The organism is Microbulbifer pacificus, assembly GCF_033723955.1.
Classification (GTDB): domain Bacteria; phylum Pseudomonadota; class Gammaproteobacteria; order Pseudomonadales; family Cellvibrionaceae; genus Microbulbifer; species Microbulbifer pacificus.
In genome coordinates this window covers 3,802,352-3,818,766 of the sequence record NZ_CP137555.1, presented here as the reverse complement: position 1 = coordinate 3,818,766, position 16,415 = coordinate 3,802,352, and the positions used below count along the sequence as shown (strand labels likewise).

At 57.2% G+C, this 16,415-nt stretch carries 12 protein-coding genes; 3 read left to right on the top strand and 9 right to left on the bottom strand.

What is annotated here, in order from left to right; all coding sequences use genetic code 11:
* The first annotated feature begins 83 nt into the window (after window positions 1-83).
* Window positions 84-1,259 carry an efflux RND transporter periplasmic adaptor subunit gene (locus R5R33_RS16170; RefSeq protein ID WP_318953735.1) on the top strand — a complete coding sequence of 392 codons (1,176 nt, stop codon included), beginning with the start codon at window positions 84-86 and terminating at the stop codon, window positions 1,257-1,259.
* An 80-nt stretch (window positions 1,260-1,339) separates the two neighbouring features.
* Window positions 1,340-2,599, top strand: a complete 1,260-nt coding sequence (locus R5R33_RS16165; RefSeq protein WP_318953734.1) for an ABC transporter permease — start codon at window positions 1,340-1,342, stop codon at window positions 2,597-2,599.
* 78 nt (window positions 2,600-2,677) lie between these two features.
* Here the strand turns inward: R5R33_RS16165 and R5R33_RS16160 are convergent, their stop codons facing one another.
* From R5R33_RS16160 to R5R33_RS16135, 6 genes are all read right to left on the bottom strand, one after another.
* Window positions 2,678-3,868, bottom strand: a complete 1,191-nt coding sequence (locus tag R5R33_RS16160; RefSeq protein ID WP_318953733.1) for an acyltransferase family protein — start codon at window positions 3,866-3,868, stop codon at window positions 2,678-2,680.
* 3 nt (window positions 3,869-3,871) lie between these two features.
* Window positions 3,872-5,041 carry an exo-beta-N-acetylmuramidase NamZ family protein gene (locus R5R33_RS16155; RefSeq protein ID WP_318953732.1) on the bottom strand — a complete coding sequence of 390 codons (1,170 nt, stop codon included), beginning with the start codon at window positions 5,039-5,041 and terminating at the stop codon, window positions 3,872-3,874.
* A gap of 133 nt (window positions 5,042-5,174) precedes the next feature.
* Complete coding sequence (locus R5R33_RS16150) at window positions 5,175-7,157, bottom strand: aminotransferase class I/II-fold pyridoxal phosphate-dependent enzyme (RefSeq protein WP_318953731.1); 1,983 nt, start codon at window positions 7,155-7,157, stop codon at window positions 5,175-5,177.
* A gap of 13 nt (window positions 7,158-7,170) precedes the next feature.
* Window positions 7,171-8,580 carry a Na+/H+ antiporter NhaC family protein gene (locus tag R5R33_RS16145; protein ID WP_318953730.1) on the bottom strand — a complete coding sequence of 470 codons (1,410 nt, stop codon included), beginning with the start codon at window positions 8,578-8,580 and terminating at the stop codon, window positions 7,171-7,173.
* 130 nt (window positions 8,581-8,710) lie between these two features.
* Window positions 8,711-9,793: a S66 peptidase family protein gene (locus R5R33_RS16140; protein WP_318953729.1), complete on the bottom strand. Its 1,083-nt coding sequence runs from the start codon at window positions 9,791-9,793 to the stop codon at window positions 8,711-8,713.
* 49 nt (window positions 9,794-9,842) lie between these two features.
* A complete protein-coding gene (locus R5R33_RS16135; protein ID WP_318953728.1) occupies window positions 9,843-11,474 on the bottom strand; it encodes a serine hydrolase in 1,632 nt (543 codons plus the stop codon).
* Window positions 11,475-11,635: 161 nt separating this feature from the next.
* On the opposite strand from R5R33_RS16135, the gene R5R33_RS16130 reads away from it, so the two are divergent.
* Window positions 11,636-13,126: a transglutaminase-like domain-containing protein gene (locus R5R33_RS16130; RefSeq protein WP_318953727.1), complete on the top strand. Its 1,491-nt coding sequence runs from the start codon at window positions 11,636-11,638 to the stop codon at window positions 13,124-13,126.
* A 92-nt stretch (window positions 13,127-13,218) separates the two neighbouring features.
* On the opposite strand, the gene R5R33_RS16125 is transcribed toward R5R33_RS16130, so the two are convergent.
* From R5R33_RS16125 to R5R33_RS16115, 3 genes are read right to left on the bottom strand one after another with little or no spacing between them, the layout of a single operon-like run.
* Complete coding sequence (locus tag R5R33_RS16125) at window positions 13,219-14,004, bottom strand: MurR/RpiR family transcriptional regulator (RefSeq protein ID WP_318953726.1); 786 nt, start codon at window positions 14,002-14,004, stop codon at window positions 13,219-13,221.
* Window positions 14,005-14,034: 30 nt separating this feature from the next.
* A complete protein-coding gene (locus R5R33_RS16120; RefSeq protein ID WP_318953725.1) occupies window positions 14,035-15,129 on the bottom strand; it encodes a dipeptide epimerase in 1,095 nt (364 codons plus the stop codon).
* An 11-nt stretch (window positions 15,130-15,140) separates the two neighbouring features.
* Window positions 15,141-16,379, bottom strand: a complete 1,239-nt coding sequence (locus R5R33_RS16115) for an NlpC/P60 family protein (protein ID WP_318953724.1) — start codon at window positions 16,377-16,379, stop codon at window positions 15,141-15,143.
* Between the last annotated feature and the right edge of the window lie 36 nt (window positions 16,380-16,415).

The following is a 16,415-nucleotide window of genomic DNA, read 5'->3' as shown; positions in this document are numbered from 1 at the left end:
GTTTCTCTCGTCAGCGCGCCATACACCGGCGCCCTGCTCTCCGACACATCGTATGTCTGCTGATTCCGCTGGCAACATTACCGTTGGGCGGCTGTGAAAATCCTGAGGAAGCGCAGCTGGTACACACGGTCGCTTATCGTGAGCAGGCGGTATTCCTACCCGCACATGGCGACCTCGAAGCCATAAACTCCACCGTCATCACCGCCCCGGTATCCGGTCCGCCCAAGTTTATCGCATGGCTTGCTCCGGAGTTCTCCAGGGTCAAGAAAGGTGAGGTGATCGTGCGTTTCGGCGGTGAACTCATGCAGGCGGACCGGCGACAGGCCCAGGGCGATCTGGCACTCTCACTGGAAGACCTGCGGGAAAAGGAAGGCTCTCTTGAATCTGAGCAGAGCAAAGTCCTTCAGGATATCCAGCAGGTTGCCGCAGAAAAGGCGTTTGCCGAGCGCTATGCCATCGACGACGAGCGCATTAAATCCCGTATTGAAATTCTCGATGACCAACTGGACTCACGCTACCTCGGAGCAAAACTGGACTTCCTCGACTGGCAAAAGGACCGTTTTGCCGACACCGCACGGGGAGAAATTGATGTGCTGTCAACCCAGGAACGCAAGCACCGCGACAAGCTTGAGCGACTGGACCTCGGTTTGTCGGCACTGGAAATACAGGCTCCCCACGACGGATTACTCACCTATGAGGCGAACTGGCGCGGCGACAAACCCCAGGTCGGCACGCAAATCTGGCCGGGCCGCAAGGTTGCAGATCTGCCGGATATACGTCAGATGCAGGCCCGCCTTCATGTGGCCGATCGCGAAGCCACCGGTCTAGCCAAGGGGCAGCCCGTTACACTGTGGCTCGACTCGATGCCCGAGCAGAGATTCTCCGCAATAATTGAGTCCGTAAGCGAAGCGCCGGCCACCATAGAACGGGGCAACCCACTCAAGTTTTACGAAGTGGTCGCAAGGTTTGACCAGCAGCACCCACAATTTTTCAGGCTGGGGCGAGGCGTCAGTGCAAAAATTCAGGTGAGTGATGCCAACAAGCGCCTCGAAATCCCTTCACAGTGCCTGTTTCAAGATCGTGCAGGTGCGTTCGTGTATCGCTTCGCATCCGGAAAATTCCACCGGCATGCTGTCACTATCGGTAACCGAACGCCTACCCACGTCGAAGTGATCGAGGGGCTGGCGCCTGGTGATCGCATAGCCCTGTTCGATGTAGGCACACAGATTACCGCCGTCAGCGAAGGGGATCAGGGATGAACGACTCAACAATACCGCCTCCAAGTTCCTCACCGTCATCGAACCTGAAGCAGACTAAATTTCCAACTGGAAATGTGCGTGTGCGCGCCCTGCGCGCCAATCTCAGGTCGCTGCTGGTTACCTTTCGCGAAGCCTTGGCGGAGTTATCACAACACAAATTGCGCACTCTGCTGACACTGCTGGGAATGATATTCGGGGTGGGTGCGGTGATCGCCATGCTAAATATCGGCAAGGGCGCAGAGCAGGAAGCCCTGCGCATGATTGAGACTATGGGCCTCAACAACCTGATCGTGAAGAGCACCGACCTTGACAACAAGGACCTCTACGAACAGCGCAAGCAGTCCAGTGGCCTGAGCCTCAGGGATGGTGAAGTCGCACTGACCACCCTGCCCTTCGTGCAGGCCGTTGCGGCGCAGAAAACGATAGATACCTACGCGGTGTTGAGTGAAAGTGGAAAGAGCAGCGCCAGTGCCAGCGGCGTCAACCAGGGATATTTCCAGCTCACCCCCTACCAGCTGGCCAGTGGTCGCCTGCTTACGGAAGACGATGAGCGTCTACTGGCTCAGGTTGCGGTTCTGGGAGAGGATGTATCGCGTCAGCTATTCCCTTCGGCAAATGCAGTGGGTCACCGCATCAAGATCAATCACCTGTGGTTTGAAGTTGTCGGCGTGCTGGATTCACCGTTCGTAAAAAATACGAATTTCGAAGGTGTTCGCCTCGGTGCCGAGCGTGAACAAATATTTATTCCGTTCGCCACCGCCATGCAGCGTTTCTCTCACAAGAAACTTTCTCCGGAGGTCACCGAACTTAAATTCCAATTGTATCCGGAGACCGATGCGCAACAGGCCGCCCGCGCCATCTCCCACCTGCTGGAGCGCCGCCACAACAGTGTGCAGGATTATGCGCTGGTGGTGCCCGCCGCACTGATGGCGCAGAAAATGGAAACACAGACGATTTTCAATATTGTGATGTCCTGTGTCGCTGGGATTTCTCTACTGGTGGGTGGCATCGGCATTATGAATATCATGCTCGCGACCGTGCTCGAACGCACCCGCGAAATTGGCCTGTGCCGCGCCATCGGAGCCACTCAGCGGGATATTCGCAATCAGTATCTGGTGGAGAGTTTTACCATTGCCACTCTCGGCGGTTTGCTGGGCATCATCTTTGGTGTGGTGCTTTCGGAGGTTATCGCCCTATACGCGGGTTGGGCCATTTCCTGGTCCCTGCACGCGGTTTTGCTCTCGTTTACCGTATGCGCGGTTATCGGCCTGCTGTTCGGTGTTTATCCGGCCATCAAGGCTTCGCGGCTCAACCCTATCGATGCGCTGCAGAGTGACTAATTGACTGGCTTTGTGTTCAAAAATATCTGGTCACAAAGCCATTAGAATCGCCTTTGCCGGTGGGAAAACCTGGGTAACTCACACTTTCCAGAAAATGCGGCGACGGTACATTTGCCACATTACCCAGTAAAACACCATCAAGCTGGATATGGCGAAGACAAGAGAGCCAGCGTAATTACCGAATACCGGCTGATAGGCATTCTGATACAACCAGCCTTTCAAGCTGGACTCACCCACAGGAATCATAATCAGTAGCCGGCCCACTACTCCGGCCAGCATAAACAGGGCAATGGCGTTGACACCAAAAACCAGCAGCGGTGCCAACGCACGGCGACGCTCGCGAATATCCACCAGATAATAGAGACCGGCCAATAACATTGACGAAACACCCGCGGTCACCAGCACAAAACTCGGGGACCAGAGTGCTTTGTTGATCGGCACCAGCGGGTGCAGCAGCTGTCCAGCCAGCAACATCAGCGCTCCCGCCAGCAGCCAGTTGCGGCACAGGCGACGCTGGCTGGCCGCATCCACTCCGCTATATTTCCACGCGAGCCCCGCGAGTACGCCGATCAGACAGGTGGAAACAGCATGCAGCGTGGTCAGTACACCTTCCGGGTCAAACGCGAAAGGTTCTGCGCTCCGATAGTAGAGGTGCTCACTTCCCAGCAGCCACTGGTCCAGCCACGCGGCGAAGTGGTTGCCAAATAGCAGCTGCCCTTGAAACGTCTCTCCAGCTGCATTCTGGTACGGTACCAGCAGCATCAGTAACCAGGAGCCCAGGCTGCACAGCACTGCTGCCACCACCAGGCCTTTGACTGACAGCCAGCGCACCAGATAACAGGCCATGATGTACACCAGCGCGATGCGCTGCAGGACGCCCAGCCAGCGAATACCTTCTATACGATCCGCAAACCAGCTGTAAGAGGTATCCCGGAAGTTGTAGAAAAACACGGCGAGGAACAAACCGAGAGCAAACAGCTTTGCAGCACGGCCCCATTGCGTGCGACCCACCGCGGGAAATTCACCCGACCGCCCGGAAGACAGCACCATCGAAACGCCGACCACAAACAAAAACAGCGGGAAGATCACATCTGTTGGTGTCCAGCCATCCCACTCCGCGTGGGCCATAGGACCGTAAACATACGACCAGTTACCGGGGTTATTCACCAGTACCATGGCGGCAATGGCCAGCCCCCGAAGCAGGTCCACGGACATCAGGCGACCGCTGGGAACCTGCGCGAGAATGTTGTCGATATGTTGCCGGATCAATCCTTACTCCTCAGGATAGAGTAGATAGTGCTGCCGTCGCTCGCGAAACGCAGCAAGGGCGGGCTGCCACATGGCCCGGATTTCCTGCTCGTTCTTGCCGGCCATTACCGCCTTGCGCAAAGTATCGGTACCGGCAAGCTTGTCGAAAAACGCCGCGCGTGAAAAAAACTGCTCCGGCGTTTCACCGGTGCGTTGCAACCAGTCCAGTAACGGTGTCAGGCTGAACCGAGTGCGAGCGTCGGTCTCTCGCAGGTCATCACCGCTGAGCCGTTCGCCATTGTGTTTGGGATTTTCACTGGCGCCCGGTACCGGTACCGGGGTAAAGCTGAACTGGCCCTGCCGATCCGCCGGATGCCCGAGTGCCTGAAACGGAAACGGCGTGCCGCGCCCCACACTCACCGTGGTACCTTCAAACAGTCCCAGCGATGGATATAGGCGAATGGATAAATCATTGGGCAGGTTGGGAGAGGGCCTGACCGGCAGGCTGTAAGCCATCTGCTTGTGATACCCGGAAACAGGAATCACCGTCAGCTGACACTTGGCCCCGTTTTCCAGCCAGCCTTCGCCGTTGATCATCTGTGCCAGCTCGCCCACGGTCATACCGTGCACCAGCGGAATCGGGTGCATGCCGACAAAGCTGCGGAATTGCGGTTCCAGCACCGGCCCATCGACATAATCACCGTTGGGGTTCGGCCTATCCAGTACCAACAGGGGAATATCGTGATCCGCACAGGCCTGCATCAGGTAATGCAGTGAACTGATATAGGTATAGAAGCGAACTCCCACATCCTGGATGTCGAACAACAGCCAGTCCAGGTCCGCGAGACTTTCCTCTGCGGGCGCATAATGGCCGCCATACAGGGAGACAATGGGAAGTCCGCTGGGGCCATCGATGCCATCCGCTACCGCTCCCCCATTCTCCACATTCCCGCGCACCCCGTGCTCGAGCGCAAAAATACGCTTGATCTCAACCTGCCGCTCACGCAAGTAATCGATCAGATGCTTCTCACCTACCCGCGATGTCTGATTGACGACCAGGCCCACCTGATGCGATTTCAGCAGTGGTAAATATGCCTCCGGCTGTTCAGCACCGGTGTGGATCTCCGGCGCTGCCAACGCCCGCGCGGAAAGCTGCAACAACAGAAACGCAAAGGCGGCAGTGAGTCTCAACATAAAAAAGCTCGACAATAATTCTGAAAGGCGACCGACGCACCGGAGCCTGAGCGCGAAAATCGGCTGCTCCGGTGTCGGTCTCAAAATGTGGTTGCAACGCACTCCCGCTCTACCGGTCACACGCCCATTTATGTCACGCCAATAGCGAGCGTAACTCACTCTCTGCAACAGCAGCTTCGGCAGGGGTCAATACACGTAGCGCCGGCTCCTGCCCGACACTGCGAACGCCATGCATTTCCAGGTCCTTACGTTCACTGGTAAAGGCAATGATGGCATCAAGGATTTCTGCAGTGATGCGCTGCCCGGGTACCAGCAGAGGGATTCCCGGCGGATACGGCACCACTTCATCACAGGCAATACGGCCGATCAGCGCCTCGCGCCCTTCCCCCGCCCACGCAAGCTTTTCGCCGCGCGCGAAGTAGGCACTGCGCGGCAGTGCATCAATACTGCTGAGTGCGGGCAGGCTCTGGCCGGAGTTCTTGGCCAATTCGGGTTCGGCAACGGTATTGCTCTGGGCATCCTCCGACAACCGCCGCAATGCCTGCTTTAACCGCAGAACTTTGCTCTCGGTGGTGCCGATGGTGACGAGGAATGACAGTGTATTGTGGGTGTTTTTCTCCACCTGGATACCAAACTCGGTAAACAGTCGCGCCTGTGCCGCCGGCGCAGACACCCCCGCACACCCCACATCGATGGTGACCTTGCTAGGATCGAGCCGGATACCGTCCGCAGCGAGCACCTCACCACAGAGGTCATCCGCCCCCAGGCTGCGAAACACCGTGGCATCGTCCACATGGCGCCGGATTTCATCGGCAAAGGCGAGAGTCCGGCTCAGCACCGAATAGCCCTCGATACTCATCTGTTTGCGGGCGACATCCAGGCTGGCAATCATGCCGTACTGCGGGCTGGTAGACGTGTGCATGTTGATGTCTTCACGGAATCCGGCCGCATCAAATTCCGCCCCCCCGGCATCATCCATGGTTTGTTTACGCCAGGAAAAGTCGCCCACATGAATCATGCTGGCCTGTGAGAACGCGGACAGCATTTTGTGGGTGGACTGTGTGACGAAATCCGCCCCGCACTCGAGCGCCGTGGGTCTCAGCTGCGGATGGAAACGACCGTGGGCATACCAGGCCTCATCGATCAGCACGAACAGCCCTGCGGCATGGGCGCGCTGGATGATCGGCTTGAGGTCATATCGCAGTCCATCATAGGTACACGAGGTAAGCACCAGCAGGCGCGCACCAGGATTGGCATCGATCGCGGAGAAAATCTCGGATTGCGGAACCGGGCCGTAGATACCGTAGCGCTGGTTAACCGAGGATTCGAGATATACCGGTAAAGCGCCGCTCATGATCATCGCGTGATGCACGGACTTGTGGCAATTGCGGTCGACGATCACCCGGTCGCCCGCGCGCAGCAGGTGCTGCAGAACAATTTTGTTCGACGTGGACGTACCGTTGGTGACAAAGTAACTGTGCTCAGCACCAAAGGTCCGCGCCGCACTCTGCTGGGCCTGGCGGATGACGCTGATAGGGTCCATCAGCGAGTCCAGCATCTTTACACTGACAGACAGATCTGTGTTGAAAATATGCTCGCCCATAAAGCGGTAGAAATCTGCAATCCACGGGCTGCCGCTGAGGCTGTCGCCGCTGGAATGACCCGGTGTATGCCAGGAATCCTTCGCCGCATAGACATACTCCCGCAGCGCATCGGCAAACGGAGTACTTATGCGCTCCAGCAAAATTCGCCGCAAGGTACGGTAGACGACACCGTAATTGGATTCCGCCCGGGAAATGACACACTCAAATTCATCCACTTCGGGGGTGTCCGCACCGGTCAGCAATACACAATCGATTTCCGCCCGCTGTCCGCGCAACAATCCGCGAACCGCAGCCACGTCTTCCGCTTGCGTACCGGCATCGTCCAGCACCACTACCTGGGTTTCACCGCACGCCAGGTAGCCAATCAACCCATCGGCGTGTGTGTGCTTGAAATCCAGTGCCACGGGGGCTTCGGCATCGTTGTCTGCCAGGGGCTGAAGTTCCGCCACCCAGCGCTGACCAAAATCGGGGTCGGAAGTGACCAATAATACTCGGCAATTATTCTTATTCATTTTTACCTCTCTATCACAACATCAGGTAACCGAGGGCCACAAAGCCCAGCGCACTGATTGCACCTGCCTGCAGGGCATACGGCAACTGGGTGCGCACATGCTCGATATGCTCCGTGCCCGCTGCCAGTGACGACACAATGGTGGTATCGGAAATCGGTGAACTGTGGTCCCCGAAAATCCCCCCGGAAAGCACCGCAGCCACGAACAGCACGGGATCAGCACCCAGCGCTCCCGCCACCGGAATGGCGATGGGAAGCATGATCGAAAAAGTGCCCCAGCTGGAACCGACAGAAAACGCGATCACACCGGACACTAGGAAAATCACCACCGGCAGCAGTCCAACCGGGATGGAATCCCCCACCAGTCCCGCCACGTACTGGCCGGTACCCAACGCCTTGGACACGGCGCCCAGGGCCAGTGCCAGCACCAGAATGATCGCCAGCGGCAACATACGCCCCGCGCCTTCCATCCAGGTGTGGCTAAGCTCATCGAGGGTCATACCGCGCTGTATCAATACCAGTACGGACACCGTAGCCAGTGCGGTGAGGGATGCCCACAGTACCGAAGTCGAACCCGAGCCCTCGAATATCTTTCCGTCACCGGTAATCCACAGGAACAGCGGCATCGCCAGAATCAGTACCAGCACCGGAAGGAACATATTCAGGGCGCGGGGCTTGATATGGCTTTTTTCTCCAAAAACGTTTTCTTTGCTGCTGTCAGTAGTACTGAGCCCGTCGACGTCACCGCTACTGGTGCGCGCTTCTGCTGCCGCCATAGGCCCAGGGTTGTAGTTGCGGGCAATGGTGTAGGCAGTGAGCGCCACCGCAGTGATTGCATAGAGGTTGAGGGGAATACTGGCCAGCAGGACCTTGAGCGGATCGTCCACACCCAGGCCGTCCAGCAGGCCGAGGTTAAACGCACCCCAGGCATTGAGGGGAATCAACATGCAAACCGGTGCAGAAGTGGAATCGATGATATAGGCGAGCTTTTCCCGCGCGATACGATAGCGATCAAACAGCGGGCGCGACACCGTACCGGCCACCAGCACAGTGATGTTGGATTCGATAAAAATCACGATCCCCACCAGCCACGCCATCCATTGCGCGCGAACACCGTTGGTCACCCAGCGGATTCGCTCGAGAAAGTGCACAAAGCCGCTCACTGCGCCACTCCGCTCCAGGGTGACGATAAATGCCCCGATCACCAGAGTGAACATCACCACCTTGGCATCACCGGCATTCGCCAGAATAGCCAGTACCCCATCCAGCGCTTCTGCCAGTGATGGAAAAAAGCCGGAGCCATTGAGCAGAAAAAAGCCCAGCCAGATTCCGGCAAACAGTGCCAGGTAAACCTGCCTGGTGAGAAGCGCGAGTCCGATAGCGACAAAGGGGGGAAGAAGTGTGAGCCAGGAAAGTTCGGTCATGAGACGGTCATTCTTTTTTTGGTTATATCTTTCTGGGTGACCTGATACCAGAGATAGCAGGCCTGAGGATGCAATGGCGCCCGGAGTCTGCACTGCGGGCGCCCATCTTCGAAAATCTACCTGAGTGAGCTTATACCACCACCTGGTCCCGTAACACCAGAGTGCCGGCATCGCCATCGAGCTCTGCCATCGCACCCACCGGCACTACTGTCTGGTCTTTTACGTGACCAAACATCAGCCCCCGCACGACCGGCACGCCCAGATCGGCACAGCGTTCGCGCAGCACGTGCTCCATGCTGAACGTATTGCCATCGGAATCCGCCTCGGTGAACTTGCCGAACGCAATTCCTGCCACCTGCTGCAGTTTGCCGGCCAGCCACATCTGGGTGAGCATCCGATCCACCCGATAGGGCGCCTCCCCCACATCCTCCAGAAACAGAATTTTGCCGCGGTAATCCGGGCAGTATGGGGTACCGAGAAGACTGGCCATCAACGTAAGGTTGCCGCCGATAAGGCGTCCGCGCGCGCGACCACCAGCAAAGCGCGTAATACGGTTTTCTTTTTCGACCCGCCCCGGGGCGGCATCCTCGAAGGGCGGTGGCGCACCCAGCGGCACTGGTCGCTCCCCGTGTGCGAGTACCTTCTGGTACTCGCTGTAGGTGTAATCCGTGAAATTTTGCGCGGCGATCGGGCCGTGGAATGTGACCACGCCGCTGCGGTGGTAGATCGCATTCAACAGTGCGGTGATATCACTGTATCCAAGCAACACCTTCGGATTGCGACGTATTCCGGCGTAATCCAGCATTGGCAGGATGCGCGGCGTACCGTAGCCACCGCGCAGACAGAACACGGCGTCCACTTCAGCGTCGGCAAACATCGCGTTGAAATCCTGGGCACGCGCGGCATCCGGACCAGCCAGATACTGGCTTCTGCGGTAGAGGTTTTCCCCCTCTTTCACCTTAAAGCCAAGGGAGCGCACTACATCGCTGGCAAAGCGGATGTCCTCGTCCTCCCACGCATTGCTTGCGGGGGTCACCAGACCAACAGTCATACCTTTTTGCAGGCGCCTGGGCCGCAACAGGTCCTTGCCGGAATTATCTGCACTGAAACCCGCTTCCTCTGCAGCCTCCGCACTCGCACCAAGTGCACTGGTTCCTGCCGCGGCCATTAGCGGTGCAGCCATTAGAGACTTGATCAGTCTGCGCCTTTGCATGGGATGCTCTCTTTATTATTCGATGGTGATTTTATGGTGCGGTTCCGATTCAGTGCCCTACCGCGGAGACAGCGGTAGCGGCCTGGGAATCGTCCACCTGATTTTGTGGCAATATTTTTTCAAACCGCAGATCGTGGAAGTCGTAGCTGAAATCGATCCCCCGCGACTTGGGCTGCATGGTCAGCAGAAGGTTGCCGGTTTCACTGCGATCCGCCGTCATCCAGGCATCAGCATCGAGGCTGCGATCATCCCAGTACAACGCCCAGACACCGTCGCCCGAAGGGGTAAGCGTTCCGCTGAGACGTGGAGATTTCAGCGCGCGCCAGCGCAACTGCGCATCCTCCCGGGCAATCTCCATATCGCCGAACCAGGGGTCGCGATAGCGACCAGTAAGTTCACTTTCGGTAACGGCAGTAAATCCAGCCGGCGCTGCCAGCGCTTCCGGCTCCACGGCCACTGCCGGCGCGCCGTAAAGGTCCTGAAAATAGGCCAGCCAGTCACGCTCGGGCGCACCCAGATAGGGTTTCAACAACCCATAAATCAGTGCCTGACGTGCTGCGCCGGCACTCCGGTTCATCAGCACCACCAGTGCCAGATCCTCTTCCGGTACCACTGCCGCCCACGCGTACATACCAGACAGGGAACCGGTGTGGTGTATGACCTTTTTGCCATGCATATCCTGCACCCGCCAACCGAGGGCATAGGCATAGAAATGTCCACCATCTCGCTCGGCACGCTCGGGGGAAAAAGGCATCAGGGTTTCCGGGCGCCACAGGCGGTCGCGGGTCTCGGTACTGAGCAGGCGCTCCCCTCCGGGAATTTGCCCACCGTCCAGCAGGGTGCGCAGCCAGGTAAGCATATCGCCGGCACTGCAGTGCATGCCGCCGGCCGCGGCCAACACAATGGGCTCGAAGCCCGCGAGATTAGGGGTATCCACTACCAGTTTTGCCTGCCCATCCCCTTCATCTTCAAGGCGATGCGGATCCGCGAGATTGTCGCGGGCCTCCGCAGGTACCGGGCCAGCGTAGCAGTGATCCAGTCCCATTCTCGCCAACAGGCGCTGCTGCACGAATTCCTCGTAACTCAGGCCAGAGATCTCCGCCACCAACTCGCCGGCGACAATATAGAGGAGATTGTCGTAGGCGTAATCCGCACGAAAGCTACCGGTGATCGGCAGATGCGCGAGGCCGGCCAGCACATCTTTACGGGAATACTGGTTGGGCTGTGGCCACAACATCAGATCGCCCGCACCCGGACCGAGACCGGAGCGATGGGTAAGGAGATCGACCACGCGAAATTCACGGGTCACCCACGGATCGGCAAGCCGGAAATCCGGAAGGTAGTCCACCACGCGCCCGTCCCAGTCCAGCTTGCCCTCTTCCACCAGTAAGCCGAGCGCAGCGGTAGTGAAGGCTTTGCTGGTAGATGCCAGCTTGAACAGCGTCTCTCCGTCTACTGGATGCGGATTGTCCACATTGGTTACACCAAACCCCCGCAACAATACCGGCTCACCATGGTGCCAGATACCCACCGCGGCTCCGGGCACACGCTCCTCCTGCAGAACCCGCTCGACAAAGTTTGCCGCACTCTCGCCATCCAGAGCGCTATCAGGAGCTGGCCGATCGCAGGCTGATAGCAACACCGCGGCTGCGGAACACAATATGGTCAATATGGGACGCATGAGGTTGTGACCTCCGGTGTTATTGAAAGAACAAGGCAAGCATCCAGTACGGGCTTGACGCAACGGAAACATCAGAATAATTTATCAATCGTGGTTTTTTAAGTAAATAATAAATTATTCCGAAGTTTCACCGGAATCACACACGCCACTGCGGAGTTGCCGTGAAAAAATCCTACTTCAACCTCAAAGCGCTGCTTGCTTCGACCGCCTGCGCACTGGCATCGCAGGCATTCAGTGCAGACTTACATCAAATCCGGCAAAAAATTGACCACGGGCACTACCAGCTTGCCAAGAGCGAGATCCAGGCACTGACCGCGAAAACCGGATCAATGGAAGGCAACACAACCATGGACGATCTCACCGCAGCCTCGGCCAATGCAGATGCATCCCTGAGTGAAGCGCTCGCCTTCGAGGCCGAGCGTATGCGACGCATAGAGATGGAATTTACCATCAAGCCGGAAGACCTGCTGGAATCCATACGCCGCTATATTCCCGATGCCACGGGAACCGATATTCGGGCATGGGACAGCGCCGGCCTGCTGGAATACATGATCATTGATGGCGAGCGCCGTTATTTCCGCAAGGCCGCCTACAACCTGGTACACATTTCCGACGCAGCTGCGGCACGCACTGCTGACTACAAACGCTTTACCGAAAAAGCACCACTGTACCAGCTGCATTCACATCACCGTGAAATCATCGCAGCAAAGTCGTCCCAACGGCAGCGCATTGAAGTGGAGTATTCGCTGACCGTAAACGCCGATGCAGTTCCAGCCGGAGAAACCGTACGTGCCTGGCTGCCATTCCCACAACAATTACCGGGTCTTCAGGAAAATGTCTCCCTGATCAGCAGTGTACCCGAGACACATCAGCTGGCGCCGGCAACCCAGTCACAACGTACCATATATCTGGAAAAAACCGCCGCAAAGGGACACCCTACAGAATTCCGCATTCGCTACGCGTTCGACAGCCTGTCTCGCTACACGGCAATTGACGCAGACAGGGTACAGCCAGCGAACAGTGCAAGTTTTGAGGAATTCCTCGGCGAACGCGCGCCGCACGTCCAGTTCACACCAAAATTACAGGCCCTCTCCCAGCAAATCGTCGGCGACGAAACCAACCCCTACCGTATCGCGCAGAAGCTGTTTGCGCACGTGGACCAGATTCCCTGGGCGGGCGCACGGGAATATTCCACCATTCGCAACATCAGCCAGTATGCCGCCGAGGCGGGCCATGCGGACTGCGGACAACAGACGCTGCTGTTGATCACACTGCTGCGCATGAATGGCATCCCCGCGCGCTGGCAGTCGGGATGGGAGTTTGCACCTCAGGGATTTGACACCATGCACGACTGGGGAGAGCTCTATCTCGCCCCCTACGGCTGGATGCCGATGGATGTCACCCACGGTTTACTTGAAAGCGATAGCGAGGCAGAGCGCTGGTTCTACCTGGGCGGCATCGATAGCTATCGCCTGATTTTCAACAGCGACTACAGCCGCCCCCTGCTGCCCGCAAAACACCATTTCCGCTCAGAAACAGTGGACAACCAGCGAGGCGAAGTCGAGTGGCGTGGCGGCAACCTGTATTTCGATCAGTGGGACTACAACTTGGCCTGGAAACTGGTGGAACCGCAGCAAAGCGCACAGCGTTGATACCGCACAAGCAAAAAAGCCGCTGACCCGGGCCAGCGGCTTTATATTTGCAACTTCTTCATCAAGAAATCTGGTTAACGACCAGCCTGTCGTTAACTTTTTTTGCTCAACAAACCGCTGATTAGCCCCTCAATAACATGCAGCTGCGCAGAGCGAAACAGCAATCTTTGCAGATCCTCATCGTCATCCGATGGCACGACATACAGGCGAATATCCGAGTGAATGCTGGCAGCGTTGTAGTTGTAGCGAGTAAGGCTCAGCACTTTGACCCCATGCTCACGGGCCCGGTTAGCCACGTCCACAAGCGACTCCTCGCCGCCAAAGTCACACAGGATGCACAGCAGGTCATCGTCCCGGAGGGAATTGCTTATACGATGCTGGAGGTTGCCGCCTTCATCGAAAACCGCCCAGCAACCGAGTTCCAGCAACTGATGCGTCAGGTAACGCGCAACAGATACCGACCCTGGACAGGCCGAAATCTGGATACAGCGTGCGGCACGAATGGCCTCCACTGCGGCAGTTAGCTGATCAACCTCGTTGATACTGACAGTATTCTCCAGCACCTCGAGCTTTTTCTGACCCAACTGGCTGAGCGGACTCGCGGCCGCCGCAAACGCTCGCGCCGGCTCATCGCCACCGCCAATACCGGCACCGGCATAGGATTCATACACCGCGAGTTTCAGGCTCGGATACCCGCGATAGCCAAGCTTCTGGGAAAACTTCACCACACTGGACTGGCTAACCCCGACGGCATCCGCCAGTTGCGAGGACGAATAGTCGCGCAGCAGCTGCGTATTTTCCAAAATAAAATCCGCGAGCTTGCGCTCGTTTACCGACAACTGGTCGCGCATCGCGCGCATTTTCAAAAGACAGGTCATGCTGTGCCGTCCTGCTCTGCAATGCCGGTGTTACACCAGCAATTGCAGGCCCTCAATTTTTTCAATGCCAAGGCCGGGGGTTTCGTTGAGAATGATATCCGCATCCCGGTAAGTCGCGCCACCAACCACCGGATCAAACTTGCACAGGGACGGCACGTCGAGATCCAGCTTGGTGACCACCGGGGCCTTGGCCGCCGCCACATGTGCCGCGGCAGAGACACCAATACTGGTTTCCAGCATGCAACCCACCATGCACTCCACGTCGTAGAGGCCGGCGAGATCGGCAATTTTCAGGGCATTGGAAATGCCACCGGTTTTCATCAACTTGATATTGATGATTTCCGCCGCCTGGCGTTGGATCACATCCATCACGTCGTGGGGACCGAAAATACTTTCATCCGCCATGATCGGGGTTTTTACCCGCTCGGAGATATAGCGCATCCCCTCCAGGTTATTGGCCTTGACCGGTTGCTCTACCAGCTCCAGCAATACCCCGGCCTCCTCCAGGCCGCGAATTGCCATCACCGCCTGCTTGGGGCTCCAGCCCTGATTGGCATCTAGACGCAGAATCGCACGACCTTTTACTGCGGCGTAAACCGCCTTGATACGTTCGATATCGAGACCGATATCCTTGCCCACCTTGAGTTTCAGGATTTCAAAGCCGCGTTCCACCGCCCGCTCCGCATCCGCCACCATTTTATCGATGTAATCGACACTGATGGTGATATCGGTGGTCAGGCTGCTCTCACCGCCACCCAGTATCCGGTACAGGGGGGTGTTGTAACTCTGTGCGAACAAGTCGTAGAGCGCAATTTCCACCGCCGCCTTGGCACTGGTGTTGTTGATCATCGCCCCCTGGATCTGCCGCGTGAGACGGTTCAGATCCGCTACGTCACGCCCGAGCACTAGCGGAGTAAATATGCTGCGCACCGCCTCGATGACGGAGCCGTGTGTGTCACCGGTAATCACCGCAGTCGCGGGCGCATTGCCGTAGCCAATATGACCGGTGTCCGTTTCCAGCATCACGATGACATCTTCGACACACTCAACGGTGCGCAGAGCGGTTTTAAACGGGGTAACCAGGGGCACTTGTAGCATGCCCAGTTTTACGTCAACAATTTTCATGGTGATACCGATCAAATAATTGTCTTTATTGCATAAATGCCATCAATGAAGCTCTTTTCCTTACTGAGCTGCAGTGGCTTTAACGGTGTTACCGACACTCCGGACAAGGTGCCCTGGTAATAGGATTCATCACTCCGGTAATAACTCAGTCCGGTAACGTCGTGAATGACATACGGCTCACCATCCACCTCGCCGATATACATCATCACATGCCCGGGAATGTAGATAAGGTCCCCAACATTCAAGTGCTCGAGCGCCTCCGCTCTTGCGGCATGATCCTCGGTTGCAAAGCGTTTGGTCGGCGCAAAATCGCTGTTACCCTGCTGACCGGAGTTGCGCGGCATCAGAATGCCGAACGACTTGTACACCTCACCGACAAACCCGGTGCAATCGCGGCCGTTGTAGTCGTGCCCCCAGCCGTATCGTTCGCCCAGGAATTTGAACGCCTGCTGCAATACCAGCGACGGGCGGTACTCAAGCTTCCCCGGGGTGACATCCTGTGCCCGCCCGATCAGGGTCGGCTCGAATTCAAGATTTCCACTGTCACCACGTATCGGCAGCGAGACAATGTGGCTGGCATAAGGATTTTGCCCGTGCACATTGTGGCCAACGTCGGCAGCACTCAACAGCGGCAGCGAAATACCCATATCCAGAACAACTTCAGAAGTCCGCGCTTCTTCAGGATTGAAATTTGTGCGCACCTGGGCACCGGTTACCGTAAGCCGCGGCTGCTTATGGAACCAGCTGTTGATTTCATCCCGGTTCCCCAGTGCTACCGCGCGCTTGGGAATCCAGGCGGCGTAGTGATAATTCACCGCGAACCACCACTCCCCGTCGGCGCTTTCATGCAGAATCGCCAGACGCTGCCCCGGAAACGCTCCGGTTTCCTGAAAGCGATCCAGATCCTGGTCATCGATATTTTTCAGAATGCGGCGATGGGTCGGGTAACTGCGCATGCTGACGCGCTCGACAACCAGTCCCCACTGCACCGAAACCTCTTCGGGCACCACCTCGCGATTCGCCGCCAACTCAAGCTCTGCATAATCGGCGAGCTCAACGGAACCTCCGTCAGGGAAAACGCGTGGCGTCGATGCGGGCTGACTGACACGATCGATCAGGGCGATTACGTCCGCCTGTGCCATGAGATTGGGAAAGTCGTCCAACTGAAAAATGTTCGGGTCGTTGGAAAAACTTGCGGCATTTAGATCACGGATCTGCTGCTCGGACAAACGTACAAGGTCTTTATTCAAGCGTTGCTGCCAAAACTTTGGCTGCAACATGGACTC